Consider the following 22,187-nt stretch of genomic DNA (forward strand, 5'->3'; position numbering starts at 1 on the left):
AGCCTGTCAGCAACCCTGGCTTTTATTGGCTTTTAGTAAATCAATCTCCGGCAGCTCTATGATTTCAATACCCCTGAAAATATTGATACTGGAAGACAGCAAAGCCGATGCCGAAATAATCAGGCGCCTGCTGCTAAAAAATGCCAGCCATACATACGAATTTTTAGAAGTAGCCGACCGGGCGGAGTATGTGTTGGCGTTACAACGATTTAACCCTGACGTAATTCTGTCTGATAACTCTTTGCCACAATTTAATGCTGCAGAAGCGCTGCAGCTTTTGCAGGAAAACGATATGCCCATTCCATTTATACTGGTTACGGGCACCGTATCGGAAGAATTTGCCGCAGGAATTATTAAAGCAGGTGCAGATGATTACCTGTTAAAAGACAGGCTGGCAAGATTGCCCGCAGCCATTGACGCGGCTTTGCGGCTGAAGCAATTTCAAAAGGAAAAAGCGGCGACAGAAATAAAAATCAGGCAAAACGAGAAACGTTTCCGTTCCATTATAGAGAACAACTATGACTCCGTGACATTGCTGGATGCATCTTTCAAAACCATTTATCGCAGTCCTTCCGGTTACAGGCTTACAGGATGGACTGATGAGGAAATACAACATGCCGAACCGGAAAAATTGATTCATCCGGACGATATAGCACAGGCAAATGCTGATTATATGGAATGTTTGAGTTGTCCGGGCAAACCAATTAAATCCCTGACCCGTTTTTTGCATAAGAACAAAGGGTATGTTTGGATGGAAGGAATAATCAACAATTTGCTGAATGATGAAAACGTACAGGCAATTGTGTACAATTTCAGAGATGTTACTGAAAGGGTGGAAGCGGAAGAAGAGTCAAAAGAAAATGAAGAAAAATTCAGGAGCATTGTAGAAAACATTACGGATATCCTTTGCACGCATGATCTCGACGGAAATATTTCTTTTGTTAACCTGGCTGCTAAACACAACCTTGGCTATGAGGTCGGAGAGCTGCTTAAGATGAATATTAAAGATATCCTGTTGCCGGAATCAAAAGAAAAATTTGGCGAATACTTCCAATACATGTTGGAACATGGTACGGCAGGCAGCCTTATTCATGTGCAGACGAAGGCTGGTGAACACCGTATCTGGAAATTCAGGAATTCATTAAAACGAAACGGAACAAATCCGCCGGTTATACAAGGTTTTGCCAAAGATGTTACAGAAAAGATACAGGCGGAAGAGCAGCTTATCCGGCGTGAAAAACTGTTCAAAGCGTTGGTGGAAAATAACGAAAGTATCATTTCCCTGATAGATGAAAATATGGTAACTGTTTACCGCAGTGCTTCGGCAGTAAAAGTAACAGGGTGGACTAACAAGGAGTTTGAAGCAGTTCAGTCACGGGATTATATTCATCCGGAAGATGTCAGTGGTGTAGAACGCGTCATGCAGTCGGCGCTTGAAAACCCGGCAACGCCTCAGCAGGTTTCCTTCAGGGTACGGCATAAAAATGGCCATTACATTCAGCTGGAAGGTGTTATTGACAACAAGCTTCATGATCCGCTGATAGGTGGATTGATAACTAACTTAAGAGACGTTACAGAAAGGAACAGGGCCAAAGAGAAATTGCTTGAAAGTGAAAACCGTTTTCGTGCCCTGGTAGAAAATAATGATGGTATTATCTCCCTGCTGGATAAAAATTTAAAAATTGTTTTTCGCAGTTCATCTGCTTTTCGTATTACCGGTTGGACGGACAATGATTTTGATAAAATATCACTCCGGGCACTGGTACATCCGGAAGATCAGAAAATCTTTGACCAAAATATAACAAATATATTGTCTGCGCCTGGCGTAACGGTACAAGTTTCTTTCAGGATAAAACATAACCTGGGGCATCATGTATGGCTGGAAGGTGTAATGATTAACCTGCTGAATGATCCGGCTATTGAGGGCATCGTGAGTAACCTAAATGATGTGACCGAACGCAAATTGGCTGAAAACATATTGAAAGAAGAAAGAGACAAATTTGCCATCATCACCGCTACAGCACCAGGGTTAATTTGTTCTTTTCAATTACACCCGGATGGACACCTGGGCCTGCCTTATGTAAGTGAGCACTCAATTAACATATGGGGTTTTTCAAAAGAAGAGGTGTTAAAAAATGAAGACGTTGTGTTGCAGCGCTGGCACCAGGATGATAAAGAACCACATTACCATGATATTTTGCTTTCTGCCAAAAACTTAACGCCGTGGCGAAAAGAATTTCGTTACAATCACCCCACCAAGGGCTTGGTTTGGTTGCTCGGCAATTCGATGCCGGTAGCGCAGCCTGATGGCAGCACCGTATGGCACGGAATTATTACTGACATTACGGAAAGGAAGGATGCCGAAAAGAAGATTTTAAAGGCGAGCAGGCTGTATCTTTTTATCAGCCAGATTAATCAAATGATTGTTCGTACCACTACCGAAACTGCACTCTTTAAGGAAGCATGTAAAATAGCAGTTGAATGTGGCAGGTTTAAGATGGCATGGATTGGTTTGAAAGATGAGTTGAGTGACAAAATAATTCCCGTTGCACAGGTGGGTGATGAACAGGAGTATCTGTCAACAATTAAAGAAATTTCTGCCGGTGATATACCGCAAGGCCGGGGGCCGGCGGGGCGTGCCGTCAGGGAAGATCGTTTTATAGTTTGTAATGATATCGAAAATGATCCGCAAATGCTGCTATGGCGGGATGCGGCAATCAACAGGGGGTACTCTTCATCCATTGGAATACCGATCAGGAAATTGAATAAGACAGTAGGCGTTTTTAATTTATATTCCGGTGAAAAGAATTTTTTTGATGCGGAAGAAATTGCCTTGCTGACAGAAGCTGCGACAGACGTTTCATTTGCGCTGGACAATTTTGAAAAAGAAACTGCCAGGCAAAAGGCGGAAGCTGCAGTTGCAGAAAGTGAACAGCGGTACCAGACGCTGACCGAAACTTCCCCGGTTGGAATTTTTCATACCGATGCTTTTGGCAGCACCACGTACGTTAACCCCTGCTGGTGCAATATGTCAGGGCTTTCGTTTGAGCAGGCGCTGGGCAGTGGCTGGTTGTCCGCCGTGCATCCGGAAGATCGTGAACAATTAAAAGCCGGTTGGAATAAAGAAGTATTGGCGCACCAGCAATCCCAGTCAGAATACCGTTTTGTACGTCCGGCTGGATCAATTACCTGGGTAATGGGCCAGGCAATTCCCGAAAAAAATGCAGCAGGAAAAGTAATAGGTTATGTGGGAACCGTTACAGATGTTACTGAACACAGAACGGCGGAAGAATCAATTTTAAGAGAGAAAAATTTAAGCGATACCTTGATTAATAATTTACCCGGCATATTTTACCTCTACGATGCTGAAGGCAATTTTATTAGATGGAACAACAATTTTGAAAGTGTTACAGGATACAGCGGCGAAGAAATAAAAAATATGCACCCACTGAATTTTTATGATGACAATCAGAAGGGAAAAATAGCGGCAAGAATTAAAACCGTTTTTGAAAAACGTATTCCGGGTGTAGAAATTGAACTTCTTAAAAAGGATAAAACAACCATCCCGTTCTTTATTAATTCGCTTAAAATAAATTATGAAGGCAGGGACTGTTTGCTGGGTATTGGATTGGACTTAACAGATCAAAGAAAAGCGGAAGAGTCAATACGGGTGAGCAACGAAAGATACAACCTGGTAGCAAAAGCCACCAATGATTCGATTTGGGACTTAAATATTCTTACAGGCGAAATCACCCGTACAGGCGATGGGTTCAGAAATTTATTTGGTTATGATGCCGCAGACAGTGTTCAAACCGATCCGGAATATTCAATATTGATTCATCCGGATGATCTTGCTGCTGTGAGGATATCCATGGTGGCAGCTTTTCAGAATCCTGGTATTTTTTATTGGGCCGAAGAATACCGTTTGTTGAAAGCAAACAGAGAATATGCTTATGTATATGACAAGGGATATATTATACGGGATGAGGACGGCAACGCCGTTCGTATGATCGGCGCCACGCAGGATATTACCAGCGTGAAAGAAAATGAACTACATTTAAAAAAATTAAATGATGACCTGTATGAACAGGCGAAAGCCCTGGCTGATTCAAATGCAGAGCTTGAACAGTTTGCTTATGTTGCGTCTCACGATTTACAGGAGCCTTTACGGATGGTGACAAGTTTCCTTACACTGCTGGAACTTAACTATGGCGAACACATTGATGATAAGGGTAGAAATTATATTCACTTCGCGGTGGACGGTGCTAAAAGAATGCGCCAGATAATTCTGGATTTACTGGAAATATCAAGGGTTGGCCGGTCGGAAGATAGCCTGGAATTGCTTGATCTGAATTTATTGGTAGCTGAAATTTTACAATTATTGCAAAAGCAGGTAGATGAGAATAAAGCCGTTGTTGAAGTTGGCGAGCTGCCCGTTTTATACGCCTACCGGTCACCGATAATGCAGGTATTTCAAAACCTGTTGGGTAATTCTGTAAAGTATATAAAAAAAGGAATTGTACCGCAAATAAAAATATCCGCTGAAGAAACGCCCGGCTATTGGCAGTTTTCCATTGCAGATAACGGCATAGGTATTGAACCGGAATACTTTGGTAAAATATTTATTATTTTTCAACGCCTGCACAACCAGAACGAATTTTCCGGCACCGGTATTGGCCTGGCCATATCCAAAAAAATTATTGAAAACCTCGGCGGCAGAATCTGGCTGGAATCTGTACCGGGAAAAGGAACAACATTTTATTTTACCATTAAAAAATAAATTACTCAAGTTTGTTTGTTGCTGCGTATATTGTATATAAACCCTTACAGGCCTGGTAAATAAAACAGCATGCTAAAAACTATACACATTTTACTTGTTGAAGACAATGAAGGAGATATTCTGCTGACCCGGGTGGCGCTTGAAAACGCAGCCATAGATTTTAAATTGAGTATAGCTTCGGACGGAAAAGAAGCGATCGATTTTTTAAGCAAAGCCAATGGATTTGCCGATAGAGAAATGCCTGATCTTACATTGCTTGATATCAACCTGCCCAAAAAAAACGGACATGAAGTGCTGGCTTTTATGAAAAAAAATGAAAGCCTGAATCACATACCGGTAGTAATGCTTACTACCTCTTCATCACAAAATGATATTGATATGGCATATGCGAACAATGCCAGTGGATTCATCACAAAGCCTTCCGATCTTTCTGAATTTTTAAATGCAGTTGCGGGTACAGTTCAGTATTGGATAGATAAAATTAACCATTCGGCATAACCCTGTCTTACTGATTCAATTCTATTTCAAACAGGTTAGGCCACATTTTGCCTGTAACAAAAATTTTCCCGGTTAACGGATTGTAGGCGATACCATTCATTTCTTTGGCGCCGGCAAACGCATTTCGTTGCTGGCTCTTTAATAACGTGAAATCAGTTTTTCCCATCACTTTACCATTGGCAGGATTAATTTTTATGATAAAGCTGGTGCCATAAATGTTGGCATAAATAAAGCCCCGGATGTATTCCAGTTCATTGATATTCAGAACCGGACCTGTTTCATCTTCTACGCTAATTTTTCTTACAACAGTAAGCTTAAACGGGTCAACGTAAGTTATAATATTGGTTCCTTCGCTCATGATGAGCAGGGTACTGTCAGTCGTCATACCCCAACCCTCCTTAACTGGTAAAACAAATGTTTTAACCTGCTTAAAAGTATTGGCTGCGTACACAAACCCAATTTTAGTGCGGTAGGTAAGCTGGTACCATTGATCGTGCAAAAAAACAATACCTTCTCCAAAATATTTGCTGGTATCCAATTGCACTTTTGGTTCAATCCTGCCGGTTTTTAAATTGACTACACCAAATAATGACCTGGTTTGCGGCAGCTCATCTGTATAACCCGTGCTTTCATACAATTTGCCCTCGTTTATTAAAAGGCCTTCCGTATAGGCGGATGTATCGTGCGGATATATACTCACAAGCGTGTAACTCAGCTGTGGTGTTACAGCCATTGTTACTCCTGCATCCTGATCAACCTCTTTATTGTTGCCGGTGCAGGCGGCTAGTAAACAAATGCAACAGATTAAGGGGATCCATTTTTTGGTCATGATTGAAAGTATTTTTTAAACCACAGGTACGCTTTACGCCAACTAATTGTGATGCAAATATCAACAGTAAAAAGGAAAGATCTGCACACTTGTCTGCCATCCGGCGAAAATGCAGTAAAATTGATTCATTGTCCTGTACCGGGTAATCAGTTATAACATGCTTCGTTACTACCGTTAATTCATCTTAGATAATAGTTGCAGGCCGAAAGGGAAGTTGCTTTTGTTTGCCCGGCCTGTGAAAAACGAATTATCTGCTGGCAGGTTCCCGGACTTGTTGTTGGTTGCAGTCTGTTATTACTGAAGTTTGTATTTGGTTACTTTGACTTTCTCAGCGGCTCTCTGCGCATTTTCCTGTACACAAAAACTCACGATCTTTTTTATCAACTCCAGCGGAGGCGGCTGATCCATCGGAAACAGAATGGCGCCTTTTGAAGTAGCATACATGGAGAGTTCTTCCTTAAAATGTGCAATGCACGATCCGGAAGGATATAAGCCAATATGACTGCGGTGAGCTGAAAAATAGACAAGCATACCATGATATTTGAAGGCGGGCATCTGGTAGCTGATTACTTCCTCTGCTTCCGGCGCTGCACTTATAATAGCAGAACGGAACAGTTTTAGCAATCGTTGTATTCTTTCTGGAAAGCCAGTTATATAATCATCAATGCCGTGTTGTTTGGCGGTTACTGTCTTCATATTGCAGCAGTTTAAGACCATAGTCTATCCGTATTGCAATTTACTGTGTTCCATATGCAGGCATGCGCCGTTTATCATGTATATAGTGCCATACAAAAAAATATTCCAAGGTTGCAACTGCTGAGAATAAACCCGTATGAAATAATCAACGCAATATGATTTTGTTCAGCAGAAAATAATGTGTGTAAATTCCGGAGTGGCGCAAAATGGTAAATTCCAAAACAAAATTTTCGGCACCTGTGTTATCAGCACAACCAACATCATTTGAAGTAACTGTCGGCGATTAATGTTTTATAACTTCCCTGAAGTAAGTTATGTGAACTAAATTAAGTGAGACTTAACCCAGCTTAACAGATGTCATCGTTAATGAACCTGCTACAGCTTTATCATTAAAAAAATCGGTGTTATCATTTTCGCCTTTCAATCCAAGGGTATATAGCAGCGGCAAATAATGTTCAGGAGTTGGTATTGCCAACCGGCCTTCTTTACCCAAACTTTCATAATTAATCAGGGGGTTAAAATCGCCCGATGATATCAGGTCTTTAAATTTTTCATTCAGTTGCAAGGCCCAGTCGTATCCATAGGCAGGGCCGTCTATTTTATCCCACGCTACCATACCCAGGTTGTGCACCATGTTGCCGCTGCCAATAATCAGTACGCCTTTTTTGCGCAGGCTGTATAGTTCTTTCGCAAGGTCGTAGTGGTACCGGGCACCTTTTGAATAATCAATGCTTAATTGTAAAACAGGGATGTTGGCTGCGGGATACATGTGCCGAACGATGGTCCAGGTGCCATGATCCAAACCCCAGTCGTGATCCTGCAAAACGGGTGTTGTATGAATCAATGTGGCGGTTTCCAGGGCCAAAGACGGGTTCCCGGGGGCAGGATATTGTACATCAAATAAGGCTTTGGGAAAACCTCCAAAATCGTGAATTGTTTTAGGGAAATCCATTGCCGTGATACGGGTGCCTTTTGTAAACCAATGTGCGGATACTACCAGAACAGCCGATGGAGTAGGGATCTCTTTGGCCATCTTAGTCCAACGCTGGCTGAATTCATTGTCCTCTATGCCATTCATGGGTGAACCATGACCGATAAAAAGCACCGGCATGCGGTGGGCCTGTTCTTTTAAATCACTGGTAAACTTATTAAATGTTGATAACCCGGGCATAATAAATCCTCCTGTTATAATTGAATGTATAAATTTTTTTCTGTTCATAACTGTTGCAGCCAGGCTGTTTTACTGTGATGGCTTACAAGAATACGCAACAATTTTTAGTTTTTACCGTGCGCTGTTTGCCGGATAATTTCACTCAACGGTTTACGGATCCTGGGCGTCAGTTCCCTTGTTTTAAAAGGCTCCTCTAGTTTTTCTGCTTCATCCGCGTAGCCTAATGCGATGATTACAACCGGTACAATATCGGCTTCCAATTGTAATAATGCGGCCACCTTCGCTCTGTCGAAGCCACCCATCAGATGTGTATAGATATCCATGCTATTGGCCTGCAGGGTTAACAACATATTGGCAGCACCTACATCATGCTGTGCGCTGCCGTTTGGCGTAATACCATCGGCAAAAGTTGTTTTTGCAAGGCTTACCACAAAAGCAGACGCTTGTTTGTTCCACGGTTTGTTTCCCGCTGCAAGGGTATCAAAAAGCTGGTCAAATAACGGGGTACCTTTCTGTGCCGCTACATACCGCCATGGCTGTTCATTAATAGCACTGAAAGACCAGGTAGCAGCTTCCAGGATCGTATTAAGGTTATCGTTTGTTATGGGTTCGCCTGAAAAGCTTCTCGGGCTCCACCTGTTTTTAATACTGTCTGCTACAGGGTAATGGGTTAGAGCTGTTTTAAGATGTTTCATGCATTATATTTTTTTAAAAATTTTGTTCGATAAAATATCTCCGGCGTTTGCAGGCTTTAATGTTGTGTATACAACAACAAACAAATCACAAGGTTGAAAAAAGCAAGGACTGCTAAGCAAATACCTTCTGGTAGGGTTGATAGGTCTTAACAAAAAGAGGTTTGAGTGTTAACCATGCCAGCGCCGGAAAAAAGTGCATGGGCACAACCAGGCCGGGGAAAAGCTCAGGTGTTTCGATGGTTACGGGTAAACGGAACCCGAATGCAGGAACTATGCTTGCAAAAGATAACACTGCAAACAGCAGGTTAAAAACAATTTCTGTATTATTCCTCAGCCATTTATTCAGGAGCCAAAAACCTGTGCCAGCTATTAGGCCGCTGATAATATTTATTACAATAATATTGAACGGTTTTACAATGAGGGCAAAATTTTCACCAAGCGAAGCGGCATATACTTTTTGATAGATGATGGATGCAATAGCCGACAACAAGCCAGACACAGCACCCAGTAGTAATAATTTTTTATACATTTTATTTTAGTTTATTTTATAACCGGCAGGGATACTGTTACTTTAATCACATCACCAACTTCTCCGCCTGCGGCACCTATTTTAAAGTCATTCCTGTTGATGTTAAAATTTCCTTCAAACAAGGCACCCGTGGTTGTTTTTTTAAAGGTAAAAGGTAAACTCACTTCTTTGCTGATGCCATGTGCCTGCAACAAACCAGTAGCAGCGTAGCCGGCCCCGGCTTTTACAATTTTAGTAGAAGTGAATTTGATGGCAGGATACTTTGCAGCATCAAACCATTCTGCGCTTTTTGCATGTTTATTTTGCATGCCGTTACCCGTGTTGATAGTATTAATATCAATAGCAATATCAAATTTTGAAGCAGCAAGGCTTTGATCATCAAATAAAATATTGCCGCTTATATTTTTAAAAATGCCGCTTACCCCGTTGGTAGCAAATACGATGCTGTAGCCATCTGCAATTTTCCAGCTTGTTACTGTTGTGAAAGCAAACATTGCTGCCAGTATTATCGTTGCGGAAAAGCCAATGAATATTTTTTTCATACAATTTTTTTTTAGAACTGCCAGGCTCCCGGCAGTGCCTTAATGTTAAAAACAGGGGCTGACAAAAGCACCAGCCCTTGTTTGCTGATAAGTTATTTGCTGAATTCGCCGTCTGCCTTGATTGCTACTTCGTCGCTTACAACAGCGGTAGGAAAATTAGTTCCAACACCGAAATCTGTACGCTTGATAACACCGGTTACCTGGAAGCCACTGGTTGCTGCTTTGGACATTGGGTTGGTAGTTGTGCCTTTGTACAGAAGATCCAGGGTAACAGGTTTGGTAATGCCATGCAGGGTTAGGTTACCTGTCAGTTTATATTTGTTTGCCCCCGCACCGGTGATGCCTGTGCTGATAAAAGTAAGTGTTGGAAATTTAGCTGCGTCGAAAAAATCAGGGCTTTTCAAATGGTTGTCTCTCATGTCCATGCCAGTATTAATAGTAGCGATGTCTGCTTTTAGCTCTATTACTGCATCACTAAAATCCGCTTTTTCTGCTTTAATCGTTACATCAAAATCTTTAATAAAACCTGTTTGTTCGGAGATGCCCAGGTGAGTAACGGAAAATCCAAGGCGGGAATGCGCTTTATCCTGTTTCCATGTTTCAATGGCTTTAAAAGAAGAAAAGACTGCTACTGCAGCTACCAAAAGAATGCTTAATTTTTTCATGTTGTGTTTTTGTTTTTTTTAATTAGAATTTTACTGTTGATGATTTTTGATACTGCAAAGCTATTAAGCGGATTACTTTTTTTTATTGAGGATAAGCAAGAAATAGTGTTGATAAAAATCAACAGATTTAGTTAAATTGCTTTAACATTTTGGATCACTGCTTCCAGGTTGTAACATGTTGGGCGTTAATGAAAGCAATTCTTTTTTTACATTTTCAACACCGGAATTTTTAAATATTCCGGCAACTGTATCAAGCGTATTTTGCTCTCTGCTGTAAATCTCAATATTTTCAATAGCATTTGTTTTAAGACCTTTGTCGCAGCGTGCAGTGGCAAATTTTATTAAAGCTATTTTTGTGTTAGGAAGTATGTCCCTGATCAAATCAATTTGCTGAGTTGAAGAAATACCTTTGTCACCGGAGTTGCTATTACCGTCATCATAAACACTGATTAGTAACTTTTGATTTGCGACGGCTTTAATATACCCGGCAACTTCCAGTTGTTCCTCTAAGTCTGGCGTCAATATAATTATATCGGCTTCCCAGGCGCAGTTAAAGGAGCATTCCATTGCTTCTGCTACGCAGTCACAGGCAGTGTTATTTAACTCCTGCGCCAACTCCCGGGCTTGTATAATATTTTTATCACACAGCAATAGCTGATATCTGCATGCCAGCAACGAAACCGCTGCAAGCCTGCCATTTTTTCCAGTACCGATGAGTGCGATTGTTTCTTTTATATGCATAGCTGATGTATTTCAGTGGCCGTTACTTTTTCAGGCGTTGATTGAGTATTGCGCCCGATAGCAATAACGCGGCGATTGATAGCGCAAAATTAATCCAGGCTACACCAACAGGTATTGAGATTAGACAAGAAATACCGTTGATAAATATCAATGGTGTCGAAATAAAAGAAGAAATTACTTTGGAAGTGTCATTTGCTTTTTTGCACGGCTCAACGTTTCGGGTGTGAGACCCAGGTACGAAGCAATCATGTGTTGGGGCACTCTTTGAACAATGTCAGGATATTTATCCAGCAGTTTATTGTACCGTTCCTCGGTTGAAAGTGTTACCATATGCGACCATCTTCTCTCAAGTGCGATGTACGCATTCTGCATTTGCAAAAAAGAAAATTCAAGAAATTTAGGAATCTGCCTTCTCACTTCTTTTAGCCCATCATTATTTATCAACAACAATTCACAGTCTTCCAGTGCATCAATATTATACCTTGAAGGCTCTCCTGTAATAAAACTGTAGAGGTCTGCAATCCACCAACCCTCCAGCGCAAATTGTACCACCTGGTCATTACCTTTCTCATTTACAGAATACGATCTTAATAAACCTTTTTCTACAAAAATGCTGTATTTGCATACATCGCCTTCCTGTAAAATAAACTGTTTCTTTCTTAGTTTCTTTGGCTTAAGGTAGTTCTTGAAAATAGCCTCTTCATCGGCAGTCAGGTGAATTACTTCGTTGATTTTTTTAAAAAATACCTCATACATACCCGACAAAAATAAACAAAGTTTGGCAAGGTTGAGTCGGAGGGTGATGCGGCAGCGCTCAAATAAAAATAGCGGTAGCTGTTTCATACGAGCAACCGCTATTTAATTCAGCGAAAAAAATATGGAGATCAGGTAAAATGTATTTGCCAAGGCCGATCAACATGTGACCAATAACTTAGCAGTTAATTTCTAAGGCATCGTACTGACATGCCGCAACGTTTATCGTAGTAAAACATATAGCAATCATTGTAATCATATCCCAGACTTCTTTCAACACCTGTAGTTGCATTGTGTTCTTTTGATGTCCACCAAAAAGTGTTAGCCCCTAATAAAGCGTAACCACCGAATTCTGAGCGATACCCCGCTGGTGTTCCGTTAAAACTTGTAATATTGGTTGCACCGGTATTGGGGCTAAGCCATAAGTCCATCGATTTTAGTTTGCCGCCAGCTTCAGGATCTCCGCCCAACGAATTTACCATTGCAGACCAATCATCTTTCGACGCAATGTGCCATCCTGCAGGGGCCAAACCCCGGGGATCATTCACAGCATACCAATTATAAAGCTTACCATATGAAGTGTTATTGGTAGAATCGTTATTATAATAACACCATGCACCTGTTGTAAGGCTACTCCATACAGCTGGGTCTGTAACTTGTGGGATGGTGTCACCATTGCTATATGTAGTCACATCAAGATTGTGTAACATCCATGCTACGGTATCAATTTTATTTCCCGGAACCGCAGTGGTAAAACTAAGTTCATTTCCATAGGCGGTACCCATGCTGTTAGTTGAATAACTCCTTAGGTAATACTTTGTATTATTACTAAGACCGGTTACTGAACTAATGAAACTTCCTGTTCCCGAACCATCAGTTGTAATGCTGTTATTTACGGTAGGAGCTGGGCTTGTACTCCAGCACACCCCCCTTGCTGTAATAGTACTGCCACCATCTGTGGTGATATTGTTGTGAACTTTCGCCACATCAAAACCAACATTTGTGACAGAATCTGTAGTTAGTACCGGGAGCGTTACAGCAGGTGTACTCTTTTCTTTTTTGCAGTTTACCAGCAGAATTACACAAAGTGATGCGCTGATAAGGCTGCGGAGGTGAATTTTTTTCATGTGTTTCAGTTAAAGTGGTGATTATGTAGAGGATGTAGTTCCGCTTAATCTTAGTTTTTGTAAGTCAAACGTATAATATAAGTCATTATTACAACAAGTGCGTGCCAAATTTGTTATTTATGTGCTTTCAAAAAGCCACAAGGTCTGAAACCTTTGCCAGCAGGGAGTTTTTCGAAAAATCCCAGAGTAGGAATATTGTTAAATAGGACAAATAAAATATTCGAACATATCTTAAAGTGGGGAATTTTCACTACTGTTTAGTAGTTGTTATGCCCGCAACCTGATTGCTGTATCCATTTAATACGGGAATTCGATCACTGTTATTACTGTTTTTTTGCATTTTAGTTTAGCCATAAATGTTTAAATAGCCTCGGTGGAAATTACTTTGGTCAGTCACAATCACCACCCATTTTCCGTAATTGGTATAGCACCCGCAGACTAATTAGTTTCCCCAAATTTGAAACTTGGAAAAGCACTTTTTATTATAATGTGTCAGTTCAACACAATGAAATTATTGACAAATTAAATTTACCGCTGTTTTAAAAGTGTAAACAGCAACAGTATTGCTATATTCGCAAACGCATAAAGGATGGTCTGTCTGCCGGTTAAAATAACCAATGTGACACATCCAAATGCCATCACCGATTTTAATAAAATTCAACGATTTGTAAAACCTTTTAATACTTAAACTAAAATCAACATGAACCGTTCACTTGCCATTGTGAAGTATTTTTTATTGTTAGCAATTCTTATAACAACTTTTTCCTGTTCCAAAAAAGAAAGAGGCAAAGCAAAAATCCTGGTGTTCAGCAAAACTGCCGGCTATCATCATGAGTCTATTGCTGATGGCAATACGGCGATACAGAAACTGGGAGGTTTGCACAATTTTGATGTCGACACCACCACCAATGCCGGCATGTTTAATGAAGACAGTTTAAAAAATTATTCAGCCGTAGTTTTTTTAAGCACCACCGGAGATGTGCTGGATTATTTACAGGAGGCCGCTTTTGAGAGATATATACAAGCCGGGGGTGGCTACGTGGGTATACACGCCGCTGCAGATTGTGAATACGACTGGGGTTGGTATGGAAGATTGGTTGGAGGCTACTTTTTGAGTCACCCCGGTATACATGATACTTTTCCAAACGTGCAGCCTGGTATTTTAAACGTGGTAGACAAGGAAAATATCGCTACCAAACATTTACCGGCACAGTGGAAAAGAACAGATGAATTCTACAGTTATAAAAAGCTCAGCAAGGAAACCAAGATACTCTTAACTATTGATGAAAAATCATATCATGGTGGCGAGAATGGTGACAATCATCCTATGTCGTGGTACCATGATTATGATGGCGGACGTGCGTTTTATACCGCATTAGGCCATACCAAAGAATCCTTTACCGAAGAGGCATACCTGCAGCATATCCTGGGAGGTATTGAATATGCCATCGGTGAAAATAAGGCGTTGGATTACTCAAAAGTAAAAACCCAGGCACCTCCGGAAGACAATCGTTTTACAAAAACACAGCTTTCCCAGGGGGAGTTTTATGAGCCAACTGAAATGACCATTCTGCCAAACCTGGATATCCTGGTTACACAGCGCCGCGGCGAAATCATGTTGTATAAAAGCGATACCAAAAAAGTAAAGCAGGTGGGTTTTTTAAATGCATACTTCAAAACATCGACGCCGGGCGTGAATGCGGAAGAAGGTGTACTAGGCCTTGCAAAAGATCCTGACTTTGCTAAAAACAACTGGATATATATTTATTACAGCCCGATTGATAGTTCAGTAAACCGCTTATCAAGGTTCACTTTTAAGAATGATACGATTGATAATAAATCTGAAAAAACAATCCTGGAGGTAAAATCCCAACGGGAAATTTGCTGCCATACCGGTGGTTCCATTGCGTTTGGCCCTGATAAATTGTTGTACTTTTCTGCCGGTGATAACTCAACACCATTCGACGAACCGAAAGCGAAATATGTAAACAGCGGGTTCGCTCCCTTAAATGATTTTTCTCCCAACCAGCAATACGATGCAAGAAGATCCAGCGGAAACACCAATGATCTTCGCGGAAAAATTATGCGTATCCGGGTGAAGGATGATGGTACCTATGAAATACCTGACGGCAACCTGTTTCCAAAAGGCACAGCTAAAACAAGGCCTGAAATTTATGTAATGGGCGACCGTAATCCATACAGAATAACAGTAGATCAAAAGAACAGCAATTTGTATTGGGGCGAAGTTGGGCCCGATGCCAATAATGACAGCATGGCAACCCGTGGCCCGCGTGGCTATGACGAAGTGAACCAGGCACGTAAAGCAGGGTTCTTCGGCTGGCCGTTATTTGTTGGCAACAATTATCCTTACCGCCAGTTTGATTATGGCACCGGAAAAAGCGGCGATCTGTATGACCCGGCACATCCTATCAACAATTCAAAACACAATACCGGTTTAACAGAATTGCCGCCGGCACAACCAGCATTTATCTGGTATCCATATGCAGCGTCACCTGATTTTCCACAGGTTGGTACTGGCGGCAGAAACGCTATGGCAGGACCGGTATATTACACCGACATGTTTCCAAAAGAAACCCGTTTACCGGATTACTACAATGGCAAATTGTTTATTTACGATTGGATACGTGGCTGGATAAAAGCAGTCACAATGCAGCCCAATGGCGACTTTGATAAAATGGAGCCTTTCTTTCCTTCTTTAAAAGTGAATTCTTTAATTGATATGGAAGTTGGACCCGATGGTAAACTGTATTTACTGGAATATGGCAATGGATGGTTTACTAAAAATGTAGATGCCGGTTTGGCAAGAATAGATTTTAATGGTGGTAACAGACCTCCTGTAATTACGTCCATCAAAACAGATAAGAGTACAGGCGTGCTGCCTTTTGCTGTTAAAATAGCGGTTGATGCCAAAGACCTCGAAAAAGATAAAATCACCTATAAATGGAACCTGGGCAACGGTACCTCCAAAGAAACAACTGAGCCCACGCTCGATTACACCTATACAACCGCAGGAGATTATATTATCACCGTAGAGGCTAAAGATGATAAAGGCGCTTCATCAAAAAGCAATGAAGTAAGGGTATATGCGGGCAATGAAACGCCAACTGTAACGATTGATATCACTGGTGGCAATAAATCTTTTTACTTACCGGGTTTACCAGTGCAGTACGCAGTAAGCGTGGCCGATAAAACCGACACGGCAAAATTTGATTTGGCCAACCTGTATGTATCTGTTGATTATGTGGAAGGCTTTGATAAAGCCGGCTCGCCAATGGGGCATCAGCAGGGGCAGGCTACCATTAGTGGTAAGAGTTTGATGATGACGCTGGATTGTAAGAGCTGTCATAAAGAAGTCGAAAAATCAGTGGGACCGGCATTTGTAGAGGTATCACAGAAATACGCGAAAGATCCCAATGCAATGACGTACCTGACACAGAAGATAATTAAAGGCGGTAGTGGTGTTTGGGGGCAGGTGGCCATGGCTGCGCATCCAACATTGGCACAGGAAGATATCCATCAGATTGTGAGCTGGGTGCTGTCGCTTTCCAACAAGGCGGCGGTAAAAAAATCGCTTCCTCAGTCAGGTACAATTATTCCTCCGGCTAACGTCAAACCTAACAGTGTAATGGTTTTATCTGCCAGCTATACAGATAAAGGCGGCAACAACATCAAGGCGTTAACAGGTAGCAATTCGGTAGCCTTAAACAGCAATACGGTTACATTTACCGGAACGGAAAAAACAAAAAGTTTTACTGCTATGAAATACGGTGGTAATAACCTGATGATTTTACCTGTTGCCGAAGGTTGGGTGGCGCTGGAGAATATTGATCTGACAGGCGTTCGTACTATTCAGTTGGGCTGTGGCTCGCAGGCCGCACCTAAAAAGAATTTGGATTTTGAAATAAGACTGGATGCTCCTGATGGAAAAGTGATTAGCAAAGGCGGCACCACGATACCACCGGTTAAAGGCGCAGGTATGCAGCTGACGACTGTTAAACTACCGATTGAAACGGTAAGCGATGGAAAACAACATACCGTTTACATTGTATATAAACCGCAGGAAAAATTGCAGGCAGGTATGATGTCTGTTCAGTTTTCGAATTAATAAACACCGTTTTAAAAGATCAGCATTAGCACATTGATTGTTGATGCTGATCTTATTATTAAAGAATAAAGTGAAGAGCGCATTTTAAAAAATAAAATATAGATGAAAAAAAGAAGATTGATTAAAGTTGTTTGTGCGATGATATTATCGGGATGTGTCGTTAACGGCCATGCACAAACGTTGCAGGGAAAAATTACTGATACGCATTCGTTACCCGTGCCAAATGTTACGGTACATTTATTGAACACGGCAGTTACGACAGTCACCAATAAAGAAGGTGATTTTAGTGTGCAGCATTTGCCTGCCGGACGGTATACGGTGGAGTTGTCTTCTGTTGGCTACGCAACTACCGCCACCGAAGTTGAAGTAAAAGACAAGACGGAGAACGTTGTGCGTTTTCAATTGCAGAATGCATTGCTTCAATTGGAAACGGTAACCGTAACAGCGGAAAAAAAAGAAGAATTATTGCAAAAAATACCGGTGAGTATTTCGGCCATTTCTGCACGCAGAATAGAAGAATTGAGGTTATGGAACAGCAAGGATTTAACAGCAATTGTACCCAACCTGGCATCGGGTAATTCAGGCGATGGAAGAAACGTTACTTCTATCCGTGGCATCACCACTACTTCCTACGACCCGGCCGTAACTACTTATATTGATGGTGTTAACCAGTTTAGCCTTGACACTTATATTCCTCAATTGGCGGACGTAGAAAGGATAGAAGTATTGCGCGGGCCACAAGGCGCACTGTACGGAAGAAACGCCATGGGCGGGGTAATCAACATCATTACCAAACAACCATCCAATACTACCAGCGGTTTTGCAGAAATCAATATCGGTAATTACAACCAGCAACGCTACAACGCCGGCATTCGTACGCCGTTGATAAAAGACAAATTGTTTTTTGGCGCTTCGGGTGTTTTTAGCAGCCGCAACGGGTTTTATACCAATCAATTCAACAACAGTTCATTTGACAAACAGCAATCAGCCAGTGGCAATTATTATTTAAAATATTTGCCGGGTTCAGGATGGGCCGTTACATTGAATGTAAAGCATCAGAATAATAAAAACGATGGGGCTTTTCCTTTGGTAAATGGTGTGGAAGATGCTTTTAAAAATCCATACCAGCTCAATCAAAATGCCGTGGGTAAAATGATTGATAATACATTGAATGCTTCACTGGCGGTGAACCATTCAGGTACTGCTATTAATTTCAGTTCGCAACTGGCATGGCAAAACAATCATCGTTACTACAAGTCGCCACTCGATGGAGATTTTTCTCCTTTGGACGCAGTAACAGTGATCAATGATTATGGCAATAAATGGAACAACGTAAAAGTGATTACGCATGAAATGAAATTTAGTTCTGCTACCAACAGATCATCTAAATTTAGCTGGACGGCTGGCACTTATTTCTTTCACCAGAACAACCCTAATAAGCAAGCGACTCATTTTGGTAAAGATGCGGCGTTGTTAGACCCCAATATACCCCCTGATTTCGCTTCCATCAGCACTTCAACGGCAAAAAATACGGGCTTTGCATTGTTCGGCCAGGCCAATTACAACGTAACCAGCAAACTGATGCTGGTAGCCGGTTTGCGATACGATTATGAGCACAAGTACCTGCAGGTAAAAGGAGAGGGACAACCCGATGGAAGTGATGCTTTTGTGACAAGGCCGGATACTGCCGCAGCACGTAATTTCAATGCCATTTCACCGAAAATCGGTTTACAATACCAGGTGGCACACAACAGTAACCTGTTTGCCAATTACAGCCGCGGTTTCAGAACGGGCGGCCTTACACAATTATCTTCTGACCCAAGCCAGCCCCCTTTATATCCTTTTCAACCGGAGTACAGTAACAATATAGAATTGGGTATTAAAAATGAGTTGCTCGATCAGCGATTGAGGTTAAACTTTACTTTGTTCCTTAGCCACATCAATAATGCACAGGTGCCTACATTGGTGCTGCCGGATGCCATCACCGTTACAAAAAATACCGGTGAATTAACCAGTAAAGGAGCTGAATTGGAACTGTTGTTTGCGCCGGTAAAAGGGCTTCAGCTGGGCTACAATCTTGGCTACACCAACGCTAAATATAAATCGCTTAAAGTAGCGTCAAATGGGGACGTTGTAAACCTGGATGGAAAGCACCAGATATTTACACCTGATGTAACTTCAGTTTTCACGTTGCAATATGGATATCTTATAAGTGCCAGGCACCAGGTTAAATTGATTGCCGGTGGCGAATGGTATTATCTCGGCACAGAGTATTTCGACCTTGCCAACAATATCCGCCAGGGTTCCAACCAGCGCTTGAATGCCCGGGCCGGAGTTAGCAGTAAACATTTGGAAGTATATTTCTGGGCAAGAAATATTACCAAAACAAAGTACATTGAATACGCGTATGATTTTGGGGCAGTGCACCTGGGAGATCCGGGAACGTATGGAGTAACGCTCAAAACTACATTCTGATAAAAGTAATTCTGATAACAAAAAAGCCGTCCCTACCTGGATGGCTTTTTTGTTATATAATACATGCACTAACTAAACTATTTTCTCAAAGTTGACAATCTGTATTTATTTGATCCGTTTATATTTTTTCAATAAATCTATTACCAGTTGATGAGGCAGGGCATAGGACTTGTTGCCATTGACCCCTTCCATGGTTTCCGCTGCTACCATGGCGTTAATAATGGCTTCTTCGACAGCCTGAACCGTTGCTTCAAAAAGCGGGTTAATTAAATCATTGGGCAGTTCATTCACTTTTGTAAAATCGTTTCGTTGAAATGCATTGGCATTGGCAGTGGAGAAGGCGATAAAAATATCTCCGGAGCCATTGGTGCCACGGCCGCCCACAATCCCGATACCCAATGGAACCCTTTGTGCTATTCGTTTTAGCTGGTGAGGTAATAAAGGAGCGTCTGTAGCAACCACTACAATGATGGAGCCATCACCTTCTTTCCTGTAATGCTGGGGTGGTAATTTCAATTCATTGTTCAACGTATCCATCAGCTCTTTTCCCACCGGCACACCTGCAATGGTCAGTGATTTTTTTCTGCCGAAATTGGATTGCACCAATACACCCACCGTATAGCTGGAGTCTTTAATTTTTACTAGTCTTGAAGCGGTACCCGTGCCACCTTTAAATCCGAGGCACATCATGCCGGTACCACCACCCACATTGCCTTCTTTAAGATAGCCCGATTTTGCACTGTCCAGCGCTTCCCATGCATTGCTTTCTTTTACATGGAAGCCATAAATATCATTCAGGAATCCATCATATGTTTCGGCCACCACAGGGTAGGTGTACCAAAAATCTTCTTTATACCAGTGCTTGTTTACAAACCATTTTAACACCGCATCTCTTACAACCCCCACGCTGTTGGTATTGGTGATCATCACCGGTGTTTCTAAAAAGCCAGACTCGGTAACCCAGGTAGTGCCGGTCATTTCGCCATTGCCATTTAGTGTGTACCAGTTGGCATAGACCGGGTTATTGTTTTTACCTCTTGGCAGAATGGCCGTAACGCCGGTTCTGACCGGGCCTTTGCCCAATACATTTTTTCCGCTGCCGGAAATGATGGTACTGTAACCAACTTCAACACCTTTTACATCTGTTATGGCATTGTACTTTCCCGGTATGCCATCAAAGGGAATTCCGATATCTCTTGCTCTTGGTTTCTGCGCACGGGTGCTGACTTGCAGCAAACACAAAAACACAACGGTTACAATATTTTTCATCTCTGTTTATTTAAAAATTTACTTTTCGTTCTTCACCACCTTACCACCAATCATTACAAATTTTACTCTTTGCAATTCGGTAATGTCTTTTAAAGGGTCGCCTTTTACGGCGATGATGTCTGCCAGTTTGCCCACTTCAACAGATCCGATTTCCGTTTCTTTTTTTAGAATTTCTGCATTGGTTTTCGTAGCACAAAGAATCGCCTGCATGGGCGTCATACCGAGTTGGACATATTCGCCAAACTCCCGTGCAGAGTAGGTTGCAGGCCAGCCAACATAATCGGTACCCAACCCAAATCGTACCCCTTTTTTGATAGCCAGCCGCATGTTGTTGTACATGCCTTCTTTTGTTTTTTTACCCAGGTCCACCGCTTTTTCCAGAGCCTTGCTGTCTGCCAGTTTCTCCTGGAAATACAATCCAACTGTAAAAGTGGGGATGAGGTAAGTGCCATGTTGAATCATCAGGTCCATGGCTTCTTCATCAATAAAAGATCCATGCTCTATACTTCGTACGCCTGCTTTTACTGCCATCTTGATGCCTTCTGTTGCATGCGCATGCGCCATCACGGGAACGTCCCGCCTTGCCGCTTCTTCTACTGCTGCCCTTAATTCTTCCGGACTAAAGTGTACATTTTTTGGGTTGTCACCCACCGTCATAAACGCACCGGTCACCAGTAATTTTATCCAGTCGCTGCCGTATTTAATTTCGTTGCGTACTGCTTTTCTAACTTCTTCCGGGCCATCCACAATTAATCCGTCTGCGGTTATTTTTTGTTCGGGAGAAATAAAATTGATGTCGCCACCGCCACCGGTGACAGACAGGTAATGTGCTGCGCCGTAAATATGCGGACCAGTAAAAAGCCCTTTGTTGATGGCATTGCGCACTTCCATATTGGCATAACCAACATCGGCATCTCCGGCAACCCGAAGCGTTGTCCATCCAGCAGAGAGCAGGTCCTGTACATTTTTTAAACCGAGCAAAGCCTTTGCAGCAGAAGAATTGCGCATGTGCTGTATTTGGTAATCGTCTTCCGTGTTATTGGGGTGTACATGCAAATCAATGAGGCCGGGCAACAAAGTATAGTCGCCAAGATTGATGACCGTTGCATCTTTCGGAATATTGTCTTTGGTAGTGATGGCGATGATTTTATTGCTCTCAATAACGATCGCCGGATTGCTGATTGCTTTGCCCGTGCCGTCTATCAATGTTTTGGCAAGCAGCGCCGTTTTTTGTGCCATCACAGGGCAGTACAATAAAATAAGCAGGCCTGCAGTAATAAATCTTTTCATG

General features: G+C 41.9%; 16 protein-coding genes. 4 read left to right on the top strand and 12 right to left on the bottom strand.

Translation table 11 applies throughout. The annotated features are described in order from the left end of the window. The first annotated feature begins 58 nt into the window (after positions 1-58). Both QWZ08_RS15230 and QWZ08_RS15235 read left to right on the top strand, forming a co-directional pair. Positions 59-4,780: a PAS domain S-box protein gene (locus QWZ08_RS15230; RefSeq protein WP_290338322.1), complete on the top strand. Its 4,722-nt coding sequence runs from the start codon at positions 59-61 to the stop codon at positions 4,778-4,780. 69 nt (positions 4,781-4,849) lie between these two features. After that, a complete protein-coding gene (locus tag QWZ08_RS15235; RefSeq protein ID WP_290338323.1) occupies positions 4,850-5,278 on the top strand; it encodes a response regulator in 429 nt (142 codons plus the stop codon). Positions 5,279-5,285: 7 nt separating this feature from the next. Here QWZ08_RS15235 and QWZ08_RS15240 read toward each other — a convergent pair whose 3' ends face one another. The 10 genes from QWZ08_RS15240 to QWZ08_RS28315 form a co-directional block, all read right to left on the bottom strand. Continuing rightward, on the bottom strand, positions 5,286-6,107 hold the full coding sequence (locus QWZ08_RS15240; protein WP_290338324.1) for a glutaminyl-peptide cyclotransferase: 822 nt from the start codon (positions 6,105-6,107) through the stop codon (positions 5,286-5,288). A gap of 294 nt (positions 6,108-6,401) precedes the next feature. Further along, positions 6,402-6,803 carry an iron chaperone gene (locus QWZ08_RS15245; protein ID WP_290338325.1) on the bottom strand — a complete coding sequence of 134 codons (402 nt, stop codon included), beginning with the start codon at positions 6,801-6,803 and terminating at the stop codon, positions 6,402-6,404. A 337-nt stretch (positions 6,804-7,140) separates the two neighbouring features. Then, positions 7,141-8,022 (bottom strand): 4,5-DOPA-extradiol-dioxygenase, encoded by an 882-nt coding sequence (ygiD, locus tag QWZ08_RS15250; protein WP_290338327.1) that lies wholly within the window; start codon positions 8,020-8,022, stop codon positions 7,141-7,143. Between the two features lie 56 nt (positions 8,023-8,078). Next, positions 8,079-8,669: a nitroreductase family protein gene (locus tag QWZ08_RS15255; protein WP_290338328.1), complete on the bottom strand. Its 591-nt coding sequence runs from the start codon at positions 8,667-8,669 to the stop codon at positions 8,079-8,081. A 112-nt stretch (positions 8,670-8,781) separates the two neighbouring features. Then, positions 8,782-9,198 carry a hypothetical protein gene (locus tag QWZ08_RS15260; protein ID WP_290338330.1) on the bottom strand — a complete coding sequence of 139 codons (417 nt, stop codon included), beginning with the start codon at positions 9,196-9,198 and terminating at the stop codon, positions 8,782-8,784. An 11-nt stretch (positions 9,199-9,209) separates the two neighbouring features. Beyond that, positions 9,210-9,740 (bottom strand): YceI family protein, encoded by a 531-nt coding sequence (locus QWZ08_RS15265; RefSeq protein ID WP_290338331.1) that lies wholly within the window; start codon positions 9,738-9,740, stop codon positions 9,210-9,212. Positions 9,741-9,832: 92 nt separating this feature from the next. Further along, positions 9,833-10,405, bottom strand: coding sequence for a YceI family protein (locus QWZ08_RS15270; RefSeq protein WP_290338332.1), 573 nt, complete (start codon positions 10,403-10,405; stop codon positions 9,833-9,835). 141 nt (positions 10,406-10,546) lie between these two features. Continuing rightward, positions 10,547-11,146 carry an NAD(P)-binding domain-containing protein gene (locus QWZ08_RS15275; protein WP_290338333.1) on the bottom strand — a complete coding sequence of 200 codons (600 nt, stop codon included), beginning with the start codon at positions 11,144-11,146 and terminating at the stop codon, positions 10,547-10,549. A 174-nt stretch (positions 11,147-11,320) separates the two neighbouring features. After that, positions 11,321-11,989 carry a Crp/Fnr family transcriptional regulator gene (locus QWZ08_RS15280; protein ID WP_290338335.1) on the bottom strand — a complete coding sequence of 223 codons (669 nt, stop codon included), beginning with the start codon at positions 11,987-11,989 and terminating at the stop codon, positions 11,321-11,323. Positions 11,990-12,084: 95 nt separating this feature from the next. After that, positions 12,085-13,026, bottom strand: a complete 942-nt coding sequence (locus QWZ08_RS28315; protein WP_290338337.1) for a fibrobacter succinogenes major paralogous domain-containing protein — start codon at positions 13,024-13,026, stop codon at positions 12,085-12,087. Positions 13,027-13,726: 700 nt separating this feature from the next. On the opposite strand from QWZ08_RS28315, the gene QWZ08_RS15290 reads away from it, so the two are divergent. After that, the gene (locus QWZ08_RS15290; protein ID WP_290338338.1) at positions 13,727-17,152 is read left to right on the top strand and encodes a ThuA domain-containing protein; all 3,426 of its coding nucleotides are present in this window, start codon (positions 13,727-13,729) and stop codon (positions 17,150-17,152) included. Positions 17,153-17,254: 102 nt separating this feature from the next. Then, positions 17,255-19,627, top strand: a complete 2,373-nt coding sequence (locus tag QWZ08_RS15295; protein WP_290338339.1) for a TonB-dependent receptor — start codon at positions 17,255-17,257, stop codon at positions 19,625-19,627. Between the two features lie 105 nt (positions 19,628-19,732). On the opposite strand, the gene QWZ08_RS15300 is transcribed toward QWZ08_RS15295, so the two are convergent. Both QWZ08_RS15300 and QWZ08_RS15305 read right to left on the bottom strand, forming a co-directional pair. Further along, positions 19,733-20,896: a DmpA family aminopeptidase gene (locus QWZ08_RS15300; protein ID WP_290338340.1), complete on the bottom strand. Its 1,164-nt coding sequence runs from the start codon at positions 20,894-20,896 to the stop codon at positions 19,733-19,735. 18 nt (positions 20,897-20,914) lie between these two features. Then, entirely contained in the window at positions 20,915-22,186 is a 1,272-nt protein-coding gene (locus QWZ08_RS15305; protein ID WP_290338341.1) for a metal-dependent hydrolase family protein, read from the bottom strand. Position 22,187 lies beyond the last annotated feature (1 nt).

This window comes from Ferruginibacter paludis (assembly GCF_030409685.1).
GTDB classification, from domain to species: Bacteria; Bacteroidota; Bacteroidia; order Chitinophagales; family Chitinophagaceae; genus Ferruginibacter; species Ferruginibacter paludis.